This window comes from Streptomyces sp. NPDC001070, assembly GCF_053598835.1.
Genome location: NZ_JBSFLB010000028.1, coordinates 106,316 through 126,308, shown reverse-complemented (window position 1 = coordinate 126,308; position 19,993 = coordinate 106,316). Strand labels below are relative to the sequence as shown.

The window sequence follows — 19,993 nt, the reverse complement described above, 5'->3', positions numbered from 1 at the left end:
CGCAAGGCGGGGCGGATGCGGAGCGTCACCCGAACAGCCGCCGGGACCGGGCGGCCGGGATGGTCAGCTGATAACCAGAAACCTGGGGGGTCGTCAGATTCCATGACCGGTCAAAGGAGCCCCGCAGATGCGTCTTTCCTTGCGGCGGACGGCTTCCGCCGCCTTGATAACTGCCCTTCCCGCCCTTGTCTCGGCGGCGCCCCTCCCGAGCGCGGCGGAACCGCGGCCCGGCCCCCCGGGGGCGATCCCGGGCCAGTACATCGTGACGCTGGAGCCCGGCGCCGAGCCGCGGTCCGTCCTCGACGGGCTCGGCGTCGAGCCGCTGTTCACCTACCGTCACGCGCTGCCCGGCTTCGCGGCCCGGCTCACCCCAGCCCAGTTGCAGCGGGTGCGTGCCGCGCCAGGCGTCGACGAGGTGGAACAGGACGCGGTGGTGACCATCCCGCTCGGCGAGGACGCCCCCGCGGACAGCGACCTGGAGCCCCCCGACCCGGTCGGTTCCCCGGACGGGCCATCCGGCCCCGTCGACTTCCCCCAGGACACCACCGCCCCCGACGCCCCGTCACCGGACCCGGGACCGCCGGGTGGGGCGGGCCCGGAGCAGGGGGCGCCCGACGCGGGACCGCAGGGACCCCGGCAGGCACCGGGGGGGAAGGAGTCACCCGAGCAGGCGGGACCGGGCCAGGCAGACCCGGAACAAGCCGTTCCCGAGGAGATGGCGCCGGGACACGAGTCGCCCGGGCAGTCGGCGCCGGACGGGGCCGTGCCGCAAGGGACTGTGCCGGAACCGGCCGGACCGGAACCGGCCGGACCGGGGCAAGCCGGACCGGGACGGGCCGTGCCCGAGGGGTCCTCGCCCGATCCCGGGCCACCGGTGGCCCCCGCGTCCCCGAGGCCCGGGACCAAACCGGTGCTGCTCCCGCAGATCCTCCCCGGCCCCGCGTCGCCCTCCGCCCCGGTCCCGGACTCCTCCGGCCCCACGCGGGCGAAGGGACCGCGCGCCCTCGGCGGTTTCACGCCGTGGGGGCTGACCCGGATCAACAACCGGGCCCTCGGCGGCTCGGGTTACTCCGTGCACGCCACCGGCTCCAAGGTCACCTCGTACATCGTCGACAGCGGCATCGAGTTCTCCCACCCGGACTTCGGCGGGCGGGCCGTGCCCGGTTTCGACGCGATCGGCGACGGCCTGGACGGCGGGGACTGCAACGGCCACGGCACCCATGTGGCGGGCACCGTCGGTGGGAGCTACACCGGTGTCGCCCGCAAGACGACGCTGGTGTCGGTGCGGGTCTTCCCCTGCGTCGGGCGTACGGCGAACTCCGCGGTCATCGCCGGCATCGACTGGGTCGCCGGGCACGCGAGGAAGCCCGCGGTGGCGAACCTGTCCTTCGCCGGCCGCTGGTCGCAGGCGGCCAACCGTGCCGTCGAGGGCCTGGCGCGGGCCGGGGTGTTCCCGGTGGCCGCGGCAGGGAACGACAACCTCAACGCGTGCTTCGTCTCGCCGGCCAGTTCCAATGCGGCTTTCACGGTCGGCGCCATCGACCAGGAGGACCGCAGGGCCTGGTTCAGCAACTGGGGCACGTGCGTCGACATCCATGCGCCGGGCATGGGGATCCTGTCCGCGTACCTCAACGGGACCTTCCGCGACATGGACGGCACGTCGATGGCCGCTCCGCACGTCACCGGGATCGCCGCCCTGTACAAGGACACCCACGGCGACGCGTCCTTCGCCGCGCTCAGCGAGTGGCTCACCGGCCACGCGATCCGCAATGTGCCCATCGACGGCGGTTACGGCACCGCGCGGCTGGCCGCCTTCACCAACAACCTGTGACCTGGCGGGGCCGCCGGAGGGAGTGCCCTCCGGCGGCCCCGGGAGGAGGGACGACCGCGTCAGTGGTTGAGGCAGACGGTGCCGCCGGTCGGGTTGAGGGCGGAGAGGAAGTTGAAGCCGTTGCCGCAGATGTTGATCGGGTGGTTGATCGGCACCTGGATGACGTTGCCGCTCAGGAAGCCGGGGGAGCCGACGGCGATGGCGCGGGCGTTGGCACCGCCGCGGCCGCCGTAGCCGTCGTAGCCGTCGTAGCCGTAGCCCTTGCCGTAGCCGTGGCCGCCGCCCCTGCCGTAGTCGTCGCCGTAACCGTCCGCGAGGGAGGCGCTGGCCGAGCCGAGGACGAGGGCACCGGTGGCGACCGTCAGGGCGACGGCCTTGGAGAAACGCTTCACTTCTGTTCCTTTCGGACTCGAGGGACCAAAGGTCGTGAGCTGACCAACGATGCGATTTGTCCATGGATGCGCATGATCACCCGAATAGTCGTACCGGATTTGGGTTCCGGATGACGAATCGTCGGCTCGTCGGGCTCCGGAGGGCCGTTCGGCGCACCAGAAGCGGCGGGGCCCGGTCGCCGATGTGACGGTAGGTCATATGGGACCGGCTGCCACCGCGTGTACTCGACGACTCAATACCGGCGCAGGACGCGTCGTCGCCGGACTGGTCGGCGCGGCGGTGCTGCTGTCGACGGGGTGGGCCGCGGGCCCGGCCCTCGCGGGAGAGGGTCCGCCGGTCGCCGGCGGGCCCTCCCCGTTCTGGGTGGACCCGGACAACCGGGCGGCCCGGCAGGCCGACGCCTGGGAGGCCCGTGGCCGCACGGGGGACGCGGCGCTGCTGCGACGGATCGCCGAGCAGCCGCTGGCCACCTGGGTCGGCGACCGGACCCCGGACGCCGCGGGCGAGGTCCGCCGGATCACCGTGGCCGCCCAGCGCGACCACCGCATCCCGGTGCTGGTCGCCCACAACATCCCGCAGCGCGACTGCGGCCGCCGGGCGACGGGCGGTGCCGCCGACGCGGCCGCCTACCGCCGCTGGATCGCCCGCGTCGCCGACGGCATCGGCGACCGCCCGGCCCTGGTGGTCCTCGAACCGGACGCCGTCGCCGATCTGGTGGCCGGCTGCGCGGGAGCCGCCGCCCCGTTCCCGGGCCGGGCGGCGCTGCTCGGCGAGGCCGTTCGGGTCCTCAAGTCGCACCCCGGCACACGGGTCTACCTCGACGCGGGCAACCCCGGCCGGGTCTCCGACCTGCGCGGGCTCGCCGCGATGCTGCGGCTCTCCGGGATCGGCCGGGCCGACGGCTTCTCGCTGAACGTCGCCGGCTTCCACACCACCGACGCCAGCAAGGAGTACGGCGACCGGCTGTCCGGGCTGCTCGGCGGCGCCCACTACGTCATCGACACCAGCCGTAACGGCAAGGGCCCCTGGGCGGCCGTGCGCAGGGACGCGCAGTCCTGGTGCAACCCGCCGGACCGGGCGCTCGGCCCCGCGCCCACCGTCCGTACCGGCAGCCCCCTGGTGGACGCCTACCTGTGGGTGAAACGCCCCGGCGAGTCCGACGGCGCCTGCCGGGGGGCGCCGCCCGAAGGGCACTGGTGGTCGGCGTACGCGCTCGAACTGGCCCGGGAGGCGGGGCGCCGGCCGTCAGTGCGGGCACCGCGGCCCGCTCCCGCGGTTCCCACGTGGACCCCGGCCGTCCCCTCGCGGACCCCCGTACGGACTGTGCCGGCCCCGGCGTCGCCGCCTGCTCCCGCCTCCGCCCCTGCTCCCGCCTCCGCCCCGCCTTTGGTGTCCGCCCCGGCTTCGGTGCCTGCCCCGGGTTCCGTGTCCGCCCCGGCTTCCGCGGCGGTCCCCTCCGCCGTACCCGGGTCCGCGTCCCCCGGCGGTCGATGACGAAGAGCGGTACCGGCTGCTCGGCACGAGCGCCGGGTCCTTTCGGGGGTCCGCGAAGTGACCGGGCGGCTGTGCTTCTCCGGGCGGGACCGGACGGGCCGCCACGATGCCGGCCGGTCCGCCCGCGGCGATCGCGCCGCGAAGCAGCCGGTGCGGCCGCTGTCCTGGTCAGCGGGAGCGGGGCTGGGGCTGGGGGCGCTGTCCGCCGCCCGGCCGGCGGCGTCGTGCCGCTGGCCCGGTGACCGTCCGCCGGTGGTGAGGAACCGGTCGTCCGGGGTGAGGACGACGTTGAGGCAGCGAGTGCCCGGCGGAGGGCCGGCTTCGTTCGGGTGTACGGGCCCGGCCGTTCCCGGGGCCGGTCACGGCCGTGCGCGCGGTACAGGCGCGGGCCGTCGTCGGGCCCTTCCGGCCCCTACTTCCTCACCACGTGGTGACGTACCGCGGCCACCCGGGTGGAGGCCGGCTGCTTCGGCGCGCGGTGCCGGCCGCGGGCCCGGCGCCGGGCCCGGCGTTCCGCGCGGAGCCCGACGACGCGGCGCCGCAGCACGCTGCACCGCCAGGCCAGCAGCGGGGCCAGCGTGACCAGCAGTGCCATCACGGCCCAGGTGCCGACGGCGATGTGGGTGCGGCCCGGCAAGACGGAGGCGATGAGGGAGCCGCCGAAGAGGGCCGCCCACAGCAGGTGGACGCGGAAGGTCGCGAGCCGGTCGGGGCCGGCCGAGCCGCCCTTGGGCGTGACGGCGAAGCGCGGCCTGCGCCGCAGCACCGCCTGTACGAGGGAGAGCGCGTACACCGGGGCGCACAGGGCCGACATCACCATGCCGGCGGCGCCGGAGGAGCCCTTCGGCTCGTGGGGGCCGACGTTGTGCCGCCGGTTCCACAGGCAGAGGCCGATCTGGAGGGCTGCGGCGTTGCCGTAGAGCGTGATCCACACCGAGGAGTCGATGTGGACTCCGGAGGCGCCGAGCGCGAGGAAGAGGGCGCAGGACAGACCGCCGAGGAGCCAGTTGACGGCGGCCACGGGGTAGTGGGCCGCCGCGAGCGCGTAGTTGAGCAGGCTGCCGGGGCGCAGCTTCAGCGGGGCCTTCCAGAACTGCCTGATCAGCGTCTCGTAGGTGCCGCGGCTGCGGCGCAGCTGCTGGGTGAAGACGTCGGTCCAGGAGGACGGTCCCTCGCCGACGGCCAGGACGTCCGGGGTGTAGACCGACCGCCATGTGCGGCCGGTGGCGGGGTTGCGGCGGCCGTGGATCTCCAGGCCGGTGGCCATCTCCGCGGTGTCGCAGTCGTACAGGCCGCCGGCCTGCTTCAGCGCCGAGACGCGCACAACGTTGTTGGTCCCGGCGAACATGGGGGAGCCGTAGCGGTTGCCGGCCCGCTGGACGAGCGCGTGGAACAGGAACTGCCGGCTCTCGGCGGCCTTCGTCACGGCTGTGTCGTAGTTGCCGTGGACCTGGGGGCCGACGACGAAGGCGATGTCCGGGTCGCGGAAGTAACCGAGCATCCGCTCCAGGAAGTTGGGGAGCGGGACGTGGCCGGTGTCGACGCGGGCCATGAACTGGTAGTCGTCGCCGTGGGCGTCCAGCCAGGCGTTCTGGTCGCCGTGCCCGGCACGGACGCGGAAGGCACCCTTGGGCTGGTTCCACCGCTCGACGCCCACGCGGGTGAAGTGCCGTACGCCCAGCCGTTCGCACAGCCGCCGGGCCTCCGGGTCGTCGCCCTCGTCCAGGAGCCACACGTCGAGGGGGCCCTCGTGGCGGACGCGCACGGCGCCCTCCAGGGTCGCCCGCACCGTCTCCAGGGGATCCTCGCCCGGAACGAAGGAGGTGAGGAAGGCGACGCGGGTGCCCGGCGCCGGGGCGACCGGGACCGGGTCGCGTGCGACCAGTTTGGCGTGGGCGTTGGAGACGAGGCCGACCAGGCGGAACAGCTCGATCAGAGCGATCGTGACCAGCATCGCGATGTCCGCGACGTGCGCCCACTGCGGCATGTGCTCGCGGTGCGACCAGTGGCGGGGCTGCACCAGCCAGACCAGCAGGGCCAGCGACACCAGGGGCGCGGCGGCGAGCAGCAGCCCGGTGCGGACGCGGTGCCCTTCGCGGGACAGCAGGCTGCGATACCTCACCCGGTACAGCACGCCCGGCCGCGGGGGGTCGTTGAGCGGCCCGGCGAGGGTGCTGTAGCGCCCGTAGTCGTAGCGGGAGGCGGCCTCCGCGCCGGGGGCGGGCGGGCCCCCGTCGCCGGTGGCCGGGGAGGGGACGAGCCCGGCGGGCCGGGCGGGAGTCCTGCGCATGCTGCTGGGCGTGATCGTCACGGCGACCCCGTAGGAAGAGAGAGGTGAAGGAATCACCGAAACGTCAGAAACTGGTGCAAAGCACCCGATGGGCACTGAGAAACTAGCAAATGGCCCTAGGGTTGTCCGACAAGCCGACAATCGGCGTGGCGTGCTGCGGGGCCATTGCCCGTTACGCCCCGGCGTGGATACGCTGCGTTCGCGATATCGATCGCTTTACGGAATCTCGAACAGACGCCGGAGAGAGCGAGCAGAGATGGGACGTCTCGTACCCGCCGTGACCAGAGCCCTGGACATCCTGGAGCTCTTCCTGGAGGGCGACGGCACGATGTCCGCGCCCGAGATCACCCGCAGGCTCGGTCTGCCGCGCACCACCGTGCACGAGCTGGTCACCACCCTCGCCGCGCGCAACTACCTGGTGGCGCAGCCCGGTCAGTCCGGCCGCTACCGGCTGGGTGTGCGCACGTACCAGCTGGGCAGCCGCTACGCCGAGCAACTGGACCTGGCCGCCGAGGGCCAGCAGGTGGCCCGCTCGGTCGCCGAGACCTGTGACGAGACGGTGCACGTGGCGATCCTGGAGGGCACCGACGTCATCTACATCGCCAAGGTGGACAGCACCCACGCGGTGCGAATGGTGTCGGCGGCCGGGCGCCGGCTGCCCGCGCACTGCACCTCCGTCGGCAAGATGCTGCTGGCCTCGCTGAGCCCCGGCGATCTGGACCAGCGGCTGCCCGACGACGGGCCGCTGGCCGCGATGACCCCGCACAGCATCACCTCGACCGTCGAACTGCGCCGTCAGCTCGCCGCGGTGCGCGAGCGCGGCCTCGCCGTCGAGCAGCGCGAGTCCAACCCGGACGTCTCCTGCGTCGCCGCCCCGGTCCGCGACTCCGCGGGACAGGTGGTGGCCGCGCTCAGCATCTCCGTCCCGATGATCCGCTGGAGCGAGGAGCGCCGGGCCGAGCTGGAGGAGCTGGCCGTCAAGGGTGCCGCCGAGCTGTCCGAGCGCCTGGGCCACCGCGGCGGCGTGCGGTGAGCGGGGTCGAACTCGCCCTGAAGGCCGGGGCGGTGCTCGGCGAGGGACCCACCTGGGACCCGGCCGGCGCGCGGCTGCTGTGGGTGGACATCCTCGCCTCCCGGGTGCACTGGTACGACCCGGCAGGCGGCGGCGAGTCGGTGATGGCGACCGGGCAGCACGTCGGCGCGGCCAAGCCGCGCGCGGCCGGCGGCGTGGTGGTCAACCTGCGTGACGGGGTGGGGCTGTACGACGCGGACGGCGCCTTCCGCTGGCTGCACCGTGACCCCGTCCCCGGCCGGCGGGCCAACGACGCGGCCGTGGACGCCGCGGGCACCCTGTGGGCCGGCACCATGCGCTACGACGAGGCGCCGGGCGGCGGCACACTGCGCCGGGTGGCCCCGGACGGCACGGTGGAGACGGTGCTGGACGACGTGGCCGTCAGCAACGGCACGGACTGGAGCCCCGACGGCTCCCTGATGTACTACGTGGACAGCCCGACCCGGCGCGTCGACGTCTTCGACGTCGACCGGGACACCGGACTCGTCCGCGACCGGCGGCCGTTCGCGGTGGTCGAGGAGTCCGCGGGCTTCCCGGACGGCCTCACGGTGGACGCCGAGGGCTGCGTCTGGGTGGCCCTGTGGGACGGGGCGGCCGTCCGCCGCTACACCCCGCGCGGCGACCTGGACCGGGTCGTCGAGGTGCCCGTACGGCGTCCCACCGCTTGCGCGTTCGGCGGGCCGGAGCTGACCGATCTCTACATCACCTCCGCGAGCACGGGCCTTGACGCACGCGAGCTGGCGGCGCGGCCGCTGGCGGGATCGCTGCTGGTGCTGCCGGGAGCCGGGCAGGGGATGCCCGATGTGCCTTTCGGTGGATGATTCCGTGGGGATTCGGCGGTGATCGGCGGCCTAAACCCGCATGTCCCGGGTTTCACAGAGGTTTCACGGGATTGACGGCCGACTCATATGTACGTCGTATCGGCGCGTCCCATACGCTGCCCGTGCAATGGACTACTGCGCAGCCTGCCGACGGCACATCAACGGCGCCCTTTCTTGCCCGGGGTGCGGAACGCCCGCTCACCAGCTCGGTGCGAACGGGGCTGCCGACGCGCCCGCGCGGGAGCCCGCGGCCGGCGCCGCCGGGGCCGACGGCGCACCGGAGGGCGGTCGCGCGGAACGCCGCAAGGCCGCGGCCCGCGGCTCCGCGGAGACCTCGCGCCGCTCCGGCAGCCGGGCCCGCACCCGCCGCATCCGCAGCCGCCGCCGCTCCCGGCTGCTGGTCGGCACCCTGGTGGGCGCTGCGATCGTGCTCGTCGGCTGGAGCGTGGCGGAACTCCCGCTGGCCGGTTATGTGACGGGGACCAGCACGGACTCGGCCGCCTCGGGCGACACGCGCACCGACGGCACCTCCCCCAAGGAGACCTCCTCGCCCAGCGGCGACGCCTCCAGGGACCCGGCGAAGCCCGCGTCCGAGGCCTCGGCGTCGCGCAGCGCCAGCGCCTCCGCGTCGCCCAGCGCCTCGGCGAGCGACAAGGAGTCGGCGTCGCCCTCGGCCTCCGCCTCGGCCAGCCACGCCCCCGCCAGCTCCGGGGCCACGGCTCCCGCCGGCGGCGGCTCCACCACCTCGGCCCCGGATCCCACGACTCCGGCGCCCCAGCCCACCACGCAGTCCCCGCGGCCCACGCCGACCTGCACCCGTTTCCTGTGGTGGTGCACCTGACGGGCACCGGGCCCGTCCTTCCGTCCGTACCCGAGCCGTACCCGAGCACTGACGGCCGTCGTGCCGCCCGTGTGCGACGGGACACGCCCATGCCGATTTATTTGACTTCCTCAAACATCAAGGCTCATGGTTAGTTAAGAACCTAAAGCTTTGGAGGCGTTCCCCCATGCCGAAGAGCCGTGAATGGCATCTGGTCTCCCGCCCTCACGGGTGGCCCAAGCCCGAGGACTTCGCGCTGCGCGAGACCGAGGTCCCCGAGCCCGGCCCCGGCCAGATCCTCGTGCGCAACCTGTACGTGTCGGTCGATCCCTACATGCGCGGCCGCATGAACGACGCGAAGTCGTACGCGGAGCCGTACCAGCTGGACAAGCCGATGCAGGGCGGCGCGGTCGGCCGTGTCGTCGCCTCCGGCGCGGAGGGCTTCGCCCCCGGCGACCACGTGCTGCACTTCCTCGGCTGGCGTGAGTACGCGCTGGTCAACGCCGAGACCGCGGTCAAGGTCGACGAGAACGTGGCGCCGCTCTCCACGTACCTCGGTGTTCTGGGAATGCCCGGCCTGACCGCCTACGCGGGTCTCACCCGGGTCGGGGAGTTCAAGGCGGGCGACGCCGTCTTCGTGTCCGGCGCGGCGGGCGCGGTCGGCAGCGAGGTGGGCCAGATCGCCAAGCTCAAGGGCGCCTCCCGGGTGATCGGCAGCGCCGGCTCGGACGAGAAGGTCAAGCTGCTGGTCGAGGAGTACGGCTTCGACGCGGCCTTCAACTACAAGAACGGCCCCGTGGCCGAGCAGCTGGCGGCGGCCGCGCCCGAGGGCATCGACGTCTACTTCGACAACGTCGGCGGCGAGCACCTCGAAGCGGCCATCGCGGCCATGAACCTCCGCGGCCGCATCGTCGTCTGCGGCATGATCTCGCAGTACAACGCCACCGAGCCGACCCCCGCGCCGCGCAACCTGGCGCAGATCATCGCCAAGCGCTTCCGCATGGAGGGGATGCTCGTCGGCGACCACTACGACCTGCAGCCGCAGTTCGTCCAGGAGGTCGGCGGCTGGATCCGCGAGGGGAAGCTGCAGTACCGCGAGACCGTCGTCGACGGGATCGAGAACAACCTGGAGGCCTTCCTGGGCGTCCTGCGCGGCGACAACACCGGGAAGATGCTGGTGCGTCTGCCCGAGTAGCCCGGCGGCCGGAACGAGGACGAGGGGCGTGCTCCCGGGGAGCGCGCCCCTCACGCGCCGCGGGGTTCCTCGCCGTCGCGGGAGGGGGTCAGCAGGGCGACGAAGTGGCGGAAGAGCGCCGGCATGTCCACCGATTCCGGGTCGTGCAGCCACTGCAGCTGCAGACCGTCCATGACGGCCACGAGCAGCGGTGCGGCCTGCTCGGGCGTGAGGCCGCCGGGCAGCGTCCCGCCGTACTCGCTGCGCAGCGAATCGGCCGCCCACCGGCGCACCCTGGTGTAGCGGTCCCTGAAGTACTCCCGTGCGGGATGGTCCTCGGTGACGCTGTCGCCGGCGAGCACGGAGAAGACCTGGACGATGCCCGGCCGGGTCGCGTTGTACTCCACGAGGCTGGCGACCATCTCCATCGGCCAGGCCGTGCCGTGCAGCGCCGCGGAGGCCATGTCCCACTGGTCGCGGACGTCGAGCACCGCGATGAGCAGAGCCTCCTTGGTCGGGAAGTAGTGCAGCAGGCCCTGCTGCGTGAGGCCGACCCGCTCCGCGACGGCGGCCAGCGAGGCGCCCCGGTAGCCGCGCTCGGCGATCACTTCGAGGGCGGCCTGGATGATCTCCGCCTTGCGGTCCTCGTTGCGGACCGAGCGGCCGAGTCCCCGGCCGTGGTCGTTGGCAGTCACAAGCGTGAGCCTAACCCTCCGGCGTCGCCCGCGGACGGTAGAAAGTAACGAATGGGTGACGACGCCTACCGATCAACAGGGCGCGGGTTCGAGGATGTCGGGCAGGCGACGGGATGTTTCGTCCTCACGAAGGAGTCCACCCCATGAGCGACACCTCCGGAACCCCGCTCGACGAGCCGGTCGAGCGGGCGCTGGGCAAGCTCGACCTCGACGCGAAGGCACGGCTGCTGGCCGGGCAGGACATGTGGTCCCTGCCCGCACTGCCCGAGATCGGACTGGGCTCCCTGGTCATGTCGGACGGGCCCATCGGCGTCCGGGGCGTGCGCTGGACGGCCGACGACCCCTCCGTCGCGCTGCCCAGCCCCACCGCGCTCGCCGCCACCTGGGACCCCGCCCTGGCCCGCCGCACCGGCCGGCTGCTCGCCCAGGAGGCCCGCCGCAAGGGCGTGCACGTCCTGCTCGCCCCGACCGTCAACCTGCACCGTTCGCCGCTGGGCGGACGGCACTTCGAGGCGTACTCCGAGGACCCGTACCTCACCGGCGAGATCGGCACCGGCTACGTCGCGGGCGTCCAGGACGGCGGAGTCGGCACGACCGTCAAGCACTTCGTCGCCAACGACGCCGAGACCGAGCGCTTCACCGTCGACAACGTGGTCGGCGCCCGCGCACTGCGCGAGCTCTACCTCGCGCCCTTCGAGGCCATCGTCAGGAACGCCCGCCCGTGGGGGGTCATGGCCGCCTACAACGCGGTCAACGGCCCCACCATGACCGAGCACCACCACCTGCAGAACGAGGTGCTGCGCGACGAGTGGGGCTTCGACGGCTTCGTCGTCTCCGACTGGGCGGCCGCCCGGGACACCGTCGCCGCCATCACGGGCGGGCTCGACGTTGCCATGCCCGGCCCGCGCACCGTCTACGGGGAGGCACTGGCCCGCGCGGTGCGGGACGGGCGTGTCGAGGAGGCCGCCGTCGACGCGGCCGTGCGCAACGTGCTGCGGCTCGCCGCCCGGGTGGGCCTGCTGGAGGGCACCCCCGCGGCGGTGCCCGCCGAGCGGATCCCCGCCGCGATCGACGGGTCCGCGCTCGCCCGGGAGATCGCCCGCCGCTCCTTCGTCCTGGTACGGAACGAACCGCGTGGCGAGCGGCCCGTGCTGCCCGTCGACCCCGTCGCGGTGCGCCGGCTGGCGCTCATCGGCGCGGCCGCGCGCGACGCCCGTGTGCTCGGCGGCGGTTCCGCGCAGGTCTTCCCCGCCCACGTGGTCTCGCCGCTGGACGGCCTGCGCGCCGCCCTGCCCGAGGGCGCCGCCCTGGCCTACGCCGTGGGCGCCGACCCCAACGAGGAACTCGCGCCCGCCGGACCGGGGTTCGAGCTGCGCGCGGTCTGCCGCGACGCGGCGGGCGGCGTCCTCGGCGGGTGCACGCTACCGGGCGGCCACGTCCAGTGGATGGGCAGCGACCTGCCGGACGGCGTGACCCACGACGCGCTGCACTCCGTCGAGGTCACCGGCACCTTCACCCCGCGCGAGAGCGGCGCCCACCAGTTCGGCACCCGGGGCCTGGGCGGGTTCCGGCTGGTCGTGGACGGCACGGTGCTCTTCGACGGCACACAGGCCGCCGGTCCGGAGTCCGGCCCCTTCGAGGGTATGTTCGGGGCGCCCGTCGAGCGCGGCCGGGCCGAGCTGACGGCCGGTGTGCCGGTCGAGGTCGCACTGACCCACACCGTCCCGAGGACCGGGGGCGCGCCGGTCAGGGCGGTCGTCTTCTCGCTGGTGCACGGCGAACCGCGGCGCGACGGGGACGAGTTGATCACGGAAGCGGTCGAGACGGCGCGGGACGCCGAGGTCGCGGTGGTCGTCGTCGCGACCACCGAGCGGGTCGAGAGCGAGGGCTTCGACCGCAAGGACCTGCGGCTCCCGGGCCGTCAGGACGAACTCGTGCGCGCGGTGGCCGCGGCGAACCCGCGGACGGTGGTCGTGGTGAACGCCGGCTCGCCGGTGGAGATGCCGTGGCGCGAGGAGGTCGCGGCGGTGCTGATCGGCTGGTTCCCCGGGCAGGAGGCGGGGGCGGCGCTCGCGGACGTGCTCCTGGGCGCCGCCGAGCCCGGCGGCCGGCTGCCCACCACCTGGCCGGTGCGGCTGGCCGACGCCCCGGTCAGCCGGGTCGTGCCGGAGGACGGGGTGCTGCGGTACGAGGAGGGCGTCTTCATCGGCTACCGCGCGTGGGAGCGGGCCGGGACGCAACCCGCGTATCCGTTCGGCCACGGGCTCGGCTACACCGACTGGGCCTACGAGGGCGCTTACTTCACGCCGGCGGAGGACCTGCCCGCGGACGAGGCGGCGGACGCGCTGGGCACCGTCACGGTACGGCTGCGCAACACCGGCGACCGCGCCGGGCGCGAGGTCGTCCAGGTCTACCTGGCGGCACCCGGGGACGACGTGGCGGCTGCCGGGCGTCCGGCCCGCGTGCTGGCCGGATTCCTCTCCGTGGAACTCCCCGCGGGCGCCGTGACCGAGGCGCGGATCGCGCTGCGCCGACGGGCCGCGCAGATCTGGGACGCGGCGGAGGGTGGATGGCGCACTCTTCCGGGTACGTACACCGCCGAGGTCGCGCGCAGCGTCGCCGACCGCCGTCTCACGGTGCCGGTGGCCGTGGGCGGCTGACCCAGGCACCCCGGGGAGGTCCCTGACACCCTCCCCGGGGTGCGGGGCCTCCCCGCACCCCGGCCGCGCATTCCTCGAACCGCTCCCCGCGGACGTCGTCCGCCCGGCCGCGGGAGCGCCGCCCACGGGGTGACGGCGCATCAGGACCACGGACCGCCGGTCCCCCGGGCGGCCCCCGCCCGATTGCGGGGCACCTCCGGCGAGCCGACGCTCGTGCCATCCGCGCCCCACTCCAGGCGTCCACCCGAGGAGCAGCGATGACGGCACGTATGCGCACCCGTCCGGTCCTGGCCGGCGCGGCATTCCTCCTGGCCGCCGCGTCCGCGCTGCTGACCGGTTCCGTACAGGCCAGCGGGACGCCCGGCCCCGAGGATCCCACCGCCCCCACCGCCCCCGTGGGCCCCGCGGTTTCCGTGCCCCCCGTCGCCACCTGCACGGTGAACGGCCAGGAGGTCACCGGCGCGAGCATCACCGGGACCGAGGGCTTCGACGAGATCGAGTGCGCCAACGGCGTCCCGGCCGGCGTCGTGGTCAGCGGGGGCGGCGGCGTCGACGTCATCACCGTCGAGGGCGGCAACGCGGGCACCGTCGACGGCGGCGCCGCGGCCGACATGATCGAGATCGACGGGGAGAACACCGGGCAGGTCACCGGCGGTGACGGCGGCGACCTCATCGACCTCATCGGTGACGCCACCGCCAACTCCGGCACCGTCAGCGGCGGCTTGGGCGACGACGTCGTCTTCCTCCGGGCCACGGACATCGCCGGCACCGGCACCGTCACCGGCGACGGGGGTTCCGACGTCTGCCTCTTCGACCCGGACCCCTCGGGCACCCAGGACTGCGAGGTCGTGGTCTGAGCCGTACCGCCTGCCCGCAGCGCGCGGACCCGGGCACGCGCCCCGGTCGCATACCCTGTCGCGCATGCGAGATCTTGCCACCGGGATACGGCTCTTCGTGGACGGCCAGCGCTGGGTGCTCCGGCACGGCCGCTGGTTCGGCTTCGGGCTGCTCCCCGCGCTGATCACCGTCGTCGGCTACGTGGCGGCCCTGGTCGCCCTCGCCTTCTGGGCCGACGACGCGACCGCCTGGGCCACGCCCTTCGCCGACGACTGGGACTCGCCCTGGCGCGGCCTGTTCCGCGGGCTGCTCACCGCGGTCGCCTTCGGCGGCGGCCTGCTGCTCGCGGTGATCTCCTTCACGGCGGTGACCCTCCTGGTCGGCCAGCCCTTCTACGAGTCCCTCGCGGAGCAGGTCGACGACACCGAGGGCGGCGCCCCCGACGCTCCAGACGTCCCGCTGTGGCGGGAGCTGCTGCAGTCCGCCCGGGACAGCCTGCGGGTGCTGGTCCGGGTCGCGGCCTGGGGCATCCTGCTGTTCGCCGCGGGCTTCATCCCCTTCGTGGGCCAGACCGTCGTCCCCGCGATCGGCTTCTGCGTCTCCGGGTACTTCCTCGCCCTCGAACTCAGCGGCGTCGCCTTCCAGCGCCGCGAGGTCCCGCTGCGCGAGCGGATGCGCATGCTCCGCGGGCGTACGGCGCTCACCCTCGGCTTCGGCGTTCCGCTGATCCTGTGCTTCCTGGTCCCGCTCGTCGCGGTCGTGCTGATGCCGGGCGCGGTGGCCGGCGCCACTCTCCTCGTCCGCACCCTCCTGCCGCCGCAGGAGGAGCCGGAACCGCGTCCGGAACCCGGCGCGCCCGTCCGGCCGCTGGACTTCCGCAAGCCGTAAGCGCCCGCGGACGATCCGGAAGGAACCGTTCCGCACCTGCCGCGTGACCTATCTCCGGGAGGACGAGGACGCGAGGGGGAGGCGCGCCATGGCGCAGCGCACCAGCCAGTACGACGACAACCAGCACAGCTACCGCACCTACTGGGAGAACCGCGGATACGAACACGACGCCGAGGTCGCCGCGTTGCGCCGGCTGCTCGCCGGACGGCACTTCGGCCACGCGGCGGACGTGGGCGGCGGCTACGGCCGGCTCGTGCCGGTGCTGCGGGAGTTCGCCGACCGGGTCACGCTGGTGGACGCCAGCCGCAAACAGCTGGACGACGCGGAGGAGTACCTCAGGGGGCTCACCGGGGTCAGCATGCGGCTGATGAGCGCGGGCGGTCTCGGCCTGCACTCCACGAGCGTCGACCTGGTCACGATGATCCGGGTCATGCACCACCTGCCCGACCCGCGGCCCGCGCTGGCGGAGATCGCCCGGGTGCTGCGCCCGGGAGGCACCGCCGTCGTCGAGACCGCCAACCTCGCGCACGCCGCCAACCGGCTGCGCTACGCGGCCCATCGCCGCCGGGTGCCGCGGTCACCGGTGGACATCCGCTCCACGGAGAACCGCGAGCGCGACAGCATTCCGTTCGTCAACCACCACCCGCGCACCGTCGCCGCACAACTGGAGGCGGCGGGACTGCGGGTGGAACGCCGGCTGTCGGTCTCCAATCTGCGCAGCGCGCGGCTGAAGCGGGTGGTCCCGCACTCCGCGCTGGTGCGGGCCGAGGGGGCGCTGCAGTCCCCGCTGGCCCGGGTGGGGTTCGGGCCCAGCATCTTCTTCCTCGTCCGCAGGCCCGGGTAGCCGCGCCCTGGCGGGCGGGCAGCCCGGTGCGGCATGCTCCGGGCTGCCGATCCGTACCCGTCTGCCCGGAGGTCCGAGACGATGCCACTGCCGCTCCGCCCCGGTGTGCCCACCGACGCCCTGCCCGCCCCCGGCGTCCTGCCGCCCACCGCCGAGGAGCGGCGCCTGGACCGGGCGGCGCCGCGGGAGATCCTGCGCCGCAGCGGCTTCGACGCCGTGGCACCGCGGTTCGCCCGGGCGCTGGCGGGGGCCCGTACCCAGGCGGCGGCCGCGCGGACCGTCCGGCGGCACGGACACGCACTGTGGCAGGCCGCGGTCGACCGGGCGCAGGGCCGCGGGCCCGCCGGCGGTGACCTGAGCCCGGACGACGACCGGCCGCTGTACTGGGCCCGTCTCGCCCTCGGCAGGGAACTGCGGCGGTGGGAACCGGCGTTCGCCCTGCCCGGCGCCGGCCGCGCCGCGCTGCTGGGCCGCCTGGAACGTGCCTCACGGGGCCAGGACGCTGTCCGGCCGCCCGCGGGCGAGGGTGCCGCGCGGATCCTGCTGACCGGCTTCGACCCCTTCCGGCTCGACCTCGACGTACGCCGCAGCAACCCCTCCGGCGCCGCCGCGCTCGCCCTGGACGGCGTCACCCTCGAAACGGCCTCCGGCCCCGCCCGCGTCGAGACCGTCGTCTTCCCGGTCCGCTGGGGCGACTTCACCGACGGCGCGGTGGAACGCGCCCTGCGCCCCTGGTTCCGTCCAGGCCCGTACCGCGTCGACCTCTTCGCCACCGTCAGCCAGGGCCGGGAGGGGCGCTTCGACCTCGAACGCTTCAACGGCGCCTGGCGCGGCGGCCACCCGGACAACGCCGGGCTCTCCGTCACCGGCCCGGTCCTCGGGGAGCCCGCCACCGGGCAGCCGCAGTGGACGACGTCCACGCTGCCGTACGCGGCGGTCATCGCCGCCGGCACGGGCCCCTTCCCGGTGTACGACCGCACCACCGTCACCGAGATCCCCGCCGGGGCCACCGGCCCCGTCACCCGCGAGAGCGGCCCCACCCCCGGCTCCGCCGCCCGCGCCGGGGGCGGCGGCGACTACCTCTCCAACGAGATCGCCTACCGGGCCACCCTGCTGCGCGACACGCTCGCCCTGCCCGCCCCGGGCGGCCATGTCCACACCCCGGTGCTCCGCTTCGGCCCCGGCAACACCGACCCGGACACCGGCACGGTCACCGACCCCGCGTTCGTCGCCGAGCGGCTCGCCATCACCGCCCAGGTCCGCGCCGTCCTCGTCGCGGCCGCCGGCACGCTCGGCCGGGCCCCCTCCGCGCCCTGCCGTACGGGCGCGACACAAGGCTGGACGAGGACCGGTCACGGACCCGGGTGGTCGACAACGTTCCCGCCGGCGAGGTGCAGCCCGTCGCGCCGGCCGACGCGGGCCGGATCACCACCGTCGCCGTCGACGTCCGCAGCCGCGACGGGGGGGCGCCGGCGGCCGACGCTCACCGATCCGCCGCCCGGTGATTGAACGGACTCCGGCGCGGAGCCGTATGAGACCGCTGAAGGCCGCAAGATAGACGACCTGTGCACCTCTTGTCCCACAAACACACCACACGCCCCACATGTGAGTGATGTGCGACAGGGTTGTGCGGGCAAGGGGAAGCGGGCCGCCGCGGCGTGGCCCCCGTGACCGAGGGAGGTTCTGCCGTGACCGTCGCTGTCGGCGTCACCGGTAATGCCACCGAGTTGTTCCGCGCGAACACCGCGCACAGTCCCTCGTACTTCGCGCTGCGCCGCGCCGCCGGCGGCCTGTCGTCCTCCGAAGGGGGACGCGACATCGTCGACTTCTGCATCCCGTGCAATCCGTACTTCCCGAGCCCGGCCATGTACGAAAAGCTCCAGGAATCGATGCGGGACATCCTGACGTACTACCCGAGCAGCACGGACGTCATCACCAACGAGCTGTGCTCGCTGCTCGGGCTCAACCCCCAGACCGTGGCCATGGGCAACGGCTCCACCGAGCTGATCACCTGGATCGACCACCTCCTCGTCCGCGAGAGCCTCGCGGTCCCCATACCGACCTTCGGGCGCTGGACCGATCAGCCGATGGAGACCGGGAAGCGCGTCGACATGTTCCTCCTCCCCGAGGCCGCCGGATTCGCCCTCGATCCGGCGGCCTTCGTCTCGTTCGTCCGCGCGCGGGGCTCCCGCGCGGCCGTGATCTGCAACCCCAACAACCCCGACGGCGGCTTCCTCCCCAAACACGCCGTCGTCGGGCTCATGGACGCCCTGGCCGACCTGGACCTCGTCGTCATCGACGAGTCCTTCCTCGACTTCACCGACGCCGAGGCCTGGCCGAGCGTCGCCAACGAGGCGATCCTGCGGCCCAACGTCATCGTCCTGCGCAGCCTCGGCAAGAACTTCGGCCTCCACGGCATCCGGTTCGGCTACCTGGTCGCCAACCCCGCGCTCGCCGGGAAGGTCCGCCGGATGCTCCCGAAGTGGAACCTCAACTCCTTCGCGGAGGCGGTGGTCTTCATGCTCAAGGACCACCGCGAGGAGTACGCGCAGAGCCTGCGACTGGTCTCCCGCGACCGGCAGGAGATGACCTGGCAGCTCGCGGCGCTGCCCGGGCTGACGGTCTACCCCTCCCAGGGCAACTTCGTCTTCGTCAAACTCCCCGACGGCGTCGACGGCACCGTCCTGCGCGACCGGCTGCTGGCCGAGCACGGGGTCCTGGTCCGCGAGTGCGGCAACAAGCTCGGCAGCAGCAGCCGCTTCATGCGGCTGGTGGTCCGCCCCCAGGCCGACGTCCAACGGCTGCTCACCGGCCTGAGCACGGTGCTGTACGGCAGCACCTGGTACGCCGCCCCCGCCCCCGCGCCGCCGGCCGCGAGCGCACCCGTCCAGGAGCAGCCGCCCCAGCCGGTGCCGCAGCAATTGCCGCAGATCCAGCCGCCGCCGGTGCAGCAGCAACTCCCGCAGATCCAGCAGGCCCCGCCGCCCCAGCCGCTGTACGAGCAGCCCCTCGCGCCGCCCCCCGCCCCGCCGCAGCCGGTCTACGAGGTCCGGCCCGAACCGCAGCCTCAGCCGCAGGCACCGGCCCCGGAACCCTACGCCGCCCTGACCGCCGAGGTCCCGCCCGCCTTCGCGGCGGTGCCGCCCGGCACCCCGCGGCCCGCCCTGTACTGGCAGGACGCCTCCTGACACACCGCGCCCGCGTGGGCCGGTCCCTCACCGGCCCACGCGGGCGCACGGTCACCTGGCCGTCCGGAACCCCCGGTTGTCCAGGGTCTTCCAGTCCCCGCACGTGCCCCGCTTGTCGTGGGTCTCGTGGAGGGTGCAATGCGTCTCGATCACCCGCCCGTCCCGGGTGATGGCCTTGACCCACACGCCGGATCCCGCGGTGCTCACCGTGGCGCCGCAGACGCCGCGCAGGTAGCCCCGGTTCCCGCTGAGGGAATGCCAGACGAACCGGCCGCGGGGGAGGGCGCGGCCGCCGATGAAGGTGCGGCCCTCGAACACCGCGACGGAGATCTCCTGGTCGTTCCTCCGGACGGTGGAGTCGATGCTGACGCAGGCCCGGGCCTGCCCGTCGTCCCGGTCGTGCCGCCCCTCGTCCCGTGCGTCCCCGCGGTCGTCCCGGCCGTTGTCGTCCCGGCGGTCGTCGTCGCGGCGGTTCTCGCCCTGGTCGTCCCCGCGGTCGTCGTCGCGGCGGTTCCCGCCCTGGTCGTCCCCGCGGTCGTCGTCGCGGCGGTTCCCGCCCTGGTCGTCCCCGCGGTCGTCCTCCCGGTTGTTGTCGCCCCGGTCGGTGTCGCGGCCGCCCCGCTGGTCCCCGCGCTCGTCGTCGCGGCCGCCCTCGTCACGGGCGTCCTCGTCGCCTCCGCCGTCGTCACCCTCGTCGTCGCGGTCGGCCACGCTGCGCGTGCCGGGTGGACGGGGGTCGTTCACGGGCACGGTGGCGCCGGCCGCCGTGGTCACGGCACCGGGGGTCGTGGCGAGCACGGGCACCGACACCGCCGCAGCGGCGACGGCGAGCGGCACCACCACACCGGTCAGCCGTCCGTACCGCCGGGACCTGCGCGGCGAAGGGGACCTGCCGTCAGGACTCATTCGGGACTCCCTCGTGGAATGCGAAAGCCGCAGGGCTTGATCGACGGGATGCGTACCCCCGTCCTCGCGGACTCTCCGCG

Annotated in this window: 15 protein-coding genes and 2 pseudogenes; 12 read left to right on the top strand and 5 right to left on the bottom strand. The window is 74.1% G+C overall.

Annotation, left to right across the window (positions count from 1 at the left end; all coding sequences use genetic code 11):
* Positions 1-127 precede the first annotated feature (127 nt).
* Positions 128-1,831 (top strand): S8 family serine peptidase, encoded by a 1,704-nt coding sequence (locus ACWDAS_RS30435; protein WP_450397460.1) that lies wholly within the window; start codon positions 128-130, stop codon positions 1,829-1,831.
* 59 nt (positions 1,832-1,890) lie between these two features.
* On the opposite strand, the gene ACWDAS_RS30430 is transcribed toward ACWDAS_RS30435, so the two are convergent.
* Positions 1,891-2,223, bottom strand: coding sequence for a chaplin (locus tag ACWDAS_RS30430; protein ID WP_450397459.1), 333 nt, complete (start codon positions 2,221-2,223; stop codon positions 1,891-1,893).
* Positions 2,224-2,422: 199 nt separating this feature from the next.
* Between ACWDAS_RS30430 and ACWDAS_RS30425 the strand changes: the two genes are divergently transcribed.
* Entirely contained in the window at positions 2,423-3,718 is a 1,296-nt protein-coding gene (locus tag ACWDAS_RS30425) for a glycoside hydrolase family 6 protein (protein WP_450397458.1), read from the top strand.
* 412 nt (positions 3,719-4,130) lie between these two features.
* Here the strand turns inward: ACWDAS_RS30425 and ACWDAS_RS30420 are convergent, their stop codons facing one another.
* Complete coding sequence (locus tag ACWDAS_RS30420; RefSeq protein WP_450397456.1) at positions 4,131-6,029, bottom strand: glycosyl transferase; 1,899 nt, start codon at positions 6,027-6,029, stop codon at positions 4,131-4,133.
* Between the two features lie 235 nt (positions 6,030-6,264).
* Between ACWDAS_RS30420 and ACWDAS_RS30415 the strand changes: the two genes are divergently transcribed.
* The 3 genes and pseudogenes from ACWDAS_RS30415 to ACWDAS_RS30405 all read left to right on the top strand — a co-directional run.
* Positions 6,265-7,041: an IclR family transcriptional regulator gene (locus tag ACWDAS_RS30415; RefSeq protein WP_450397454.1), complete on the top strand. Its 777-nt coding sequence runs from the start codon at positions 6,265-6,267 to the stop codon at positions 7,039-7,041.
* On the top strand, positions 7,038-7,901 hold the full coding sequence (locus ACWDAS_RS30410) for an SMP-30/gluconolactonase/LRE family protein (RefSeq protein WP_450397453.1): 864 nt from the start codon (positions 7,038-7,040) through the stop codon (positions 7,899-7,901). Before ACWDAS_RS30415 ends, ACWDAS_RS30410 begins: the two co-directional genes overlap by 4 nt.
* A 40-nt stretch (positions 7,902-7,941) precedes the next feature.
* Positions 7,942-8,358 (top strand): annotated as a pseudogene (locus ACWDAS_RS30405) (SCO2400 family protein); the annotation flags it as partial.
* Positions 8,359-8,369: 11 nt separating this feature from the next.
* Here the strand turns inward: ACWDAS_RS30405 and ACWDAS_RS30400 are convergent.
* Positions 8,370-8,717, bottom strand: a complete 348-nt coding sequence (locus tag ACWDAS_RS30400; protein WP_450397480.1) for a hypothetical protein — start codon at positions 8,715-8,717, stop codon at positions 8,370-8,372.
* Positions 8,718-8,908: 191 nt separating this feature from the next.
* On the opposite strand from ACWDAS_RS30400, the gene ACWDAS_RS30395 reads away from it, so the two are divergent.
* On the top strand, positions 8,909-9,916 hold the full coding sequence (locus tag ACWDAS_RS30395) for an NADP-dependent oxidoreductase (protein WP_450397451.1): 1,008 nt from the start codon (positions 8,909-8,911) through the stop codon (positions 9,914-9,916).
* 50 nt (positions 9,917-9,966) lie between these two features.
* Here ACWDAS_RS30395 and ACWDAS_RS30390 read toward each other — a convergent pair whose 3' ends face one another.
* On the bottom strand, positions 9,967-10,590 hold the full coding sequence (locus ACWDAS_RS30390) for a TetR/AcrR family transcriptional regulator (RefSeq protein WP_450397449.1): 624 nt from the start codon (positions 10,588-10,590) through the stop codon (positions 9,967-9,969).
* Between the two features lie 143 nt (positions 10,591-10,733).
* Here ACWDAS_RS30390 and ACWDAS_RS30385 point away from each other — a divergent pair, with 143 nt between their 5' ends.
* From ACWDAS_RS30385 to ACWDAS_RS30360, 6 genes and pseudogenes are all read left to right on the top strand, one after another.
* Positions 10,734-13,250 carry a glycoside hydrolase family 3 protein gene (locus ACWDAS_RS30385; RefSeq protein ID WP_450397448.1) on the top strand — a complete coding sequence of 839 codons (2,517 nt, stop codon included), beginning with the start codon at positions 10,734-10,736 and terminating at the stop codon, positions 13,248-13,250.
* Positions 13,251-13,507: 257 nt separating this feature from the next.
* Positions 13,508-14,107 carry a hypothetical protein gene (locus tag ACWDAS_RS30380; RefSeq protein ID WP_450397447.1) on the top strand — a complete coding sequence of 200 codons (600 nt, stop codon included), beginning with the start codon at positions 13,508-13,510 and terminating at the stop codon, positions 14,105-14,107.
* A 64-nt stretch (positions 14,108-14,171) separates the two neighbouring features.
* Entirely contained in the window at positions 14,172-14,975 is an 804-nt protein-coding gene (locus tag ACWDAS_RS30375) for an EI24 domain-containing protein (RefSeq protein WP_450397445.1), read from the top strand.
* An 88-nt stretch (positions 14,976-15,063) separates the two neighbouring features.
* The gene (locus ACWDAS_RS30370) at positions 15,064-15,819 is read left to right on the top strand and encodes a class I SAM-dependent methyltransferase (protein WP_450397443.1); all 756 of its coding nucleotides are present in this window, start codon (positions 15,064-15,066) and stop codon (positions 15,817-15,819) included.
* An 81-nt stretch (positions 15,820-15,900) separates the two neighbouring features.
* Positions 15,901-17,115: pseudogene (locus ACWDAS_RS30365) on the top strand (pyroglutamyl peptidase); the annotation flags it as partial.
* Positions 17,116-17,507: 392 nt separating this feature from the next.
* Positions 17,508-19,007, top strand: a complete 1,500-nt coding sequence (locus ACWDAS_RS30360; protein ID WP_450397441.1) for a pyridoxal phosphate-dependent aminotransferase — start codon at positions 17,508-17,510, stop codon at positions 19,005-19,007.
* Between the two features lie 51 nt (positions 19,008-19,058).
* Here the strand turns inward: ACWDAS_RS30360 and ACWDAS_RS30355 are convergent, their stop codons facing one another.
* Positions 19,059-19,913 (bottom strand): hypothetical protein, encoded by an 855-nt coding sequence (locus ACWDAS_RS30355; RefSeq protein ID WP_450397439.1) that lies wholly within the window; start codon positions 19,911-19,913, stop codon positions 19,059-19,061.
* Between the last annotated feature and the right edge of the window lie 80 nt (positions 19,914-19,993).

Bases quoted from the DNA above. Each gene is read 5' to 3' on its own strand.
- ACWDAS_RS30395 (WP_450397451.1), top strand. From the start codon at position 8,909: ATGCCGAAGAGCCGTGAATGGCATCTGGTCTCCCGCCCTCACGGGTGG.
- ACWDAS_RS30380 (WP_450397447.1), top strand. From the start codon at position 13,508: ATGACGGCACGTATGCGCACCCGTCCGGTCCTGGCCGGCGCGGCATTC.
- ACWDAS_RS30370 (WP_450397443.1), top strand. From the start codon at position 15,064: ATGGCGCAGCGCACCAGCCAGTACGACGACAACCAGCACAGCTACCGC.
- ACWDAS_RS30425 (WP_450397458.1), top strand. From the start codon at position 2,423: ATGGGACCGGCTGCCACCGCGTGTACTCGACGACTCAATACCGGCGCA.
- ACWDAS_RS30415 (WP_450397454.1), top strand. From the start codon at position 6,265: ATGGGACGTCTCGTACCCGCCGTGACCAGAGCCCTGGACATCCTGGAG.
- ACWDAS_RS30375 (WP_450397445.1), top strand. From the start codon at position 14,172: ATGCGAGATCTTGCCACCGGGATACGGCTCTTCGTGGACGGCCAGCGC.
- ACWDAS_RS30355 (WP_450397439.1), bottom strand. From the start codon at position 19,913: ATGAGTCCTGACGGCAGGTCCCCTTCGCCGCGCAGGTCCCGGCGGTAC.
- ACWDAS_RS30435 (WP_450397460.1), top strand. From the start codon at position 128: ATGCGTCTTTCCTTGCGGCGGACGGCTTCCGCCGCCTTGATAACTGCC.
- ACWDAS_RS30385 (WP_450397448.1), top strand. From the start codon at position 10,734: ATGAGCGACACCTCCGGAACCCCGCTCGACGAGCCGGTCGAGCGGGCG.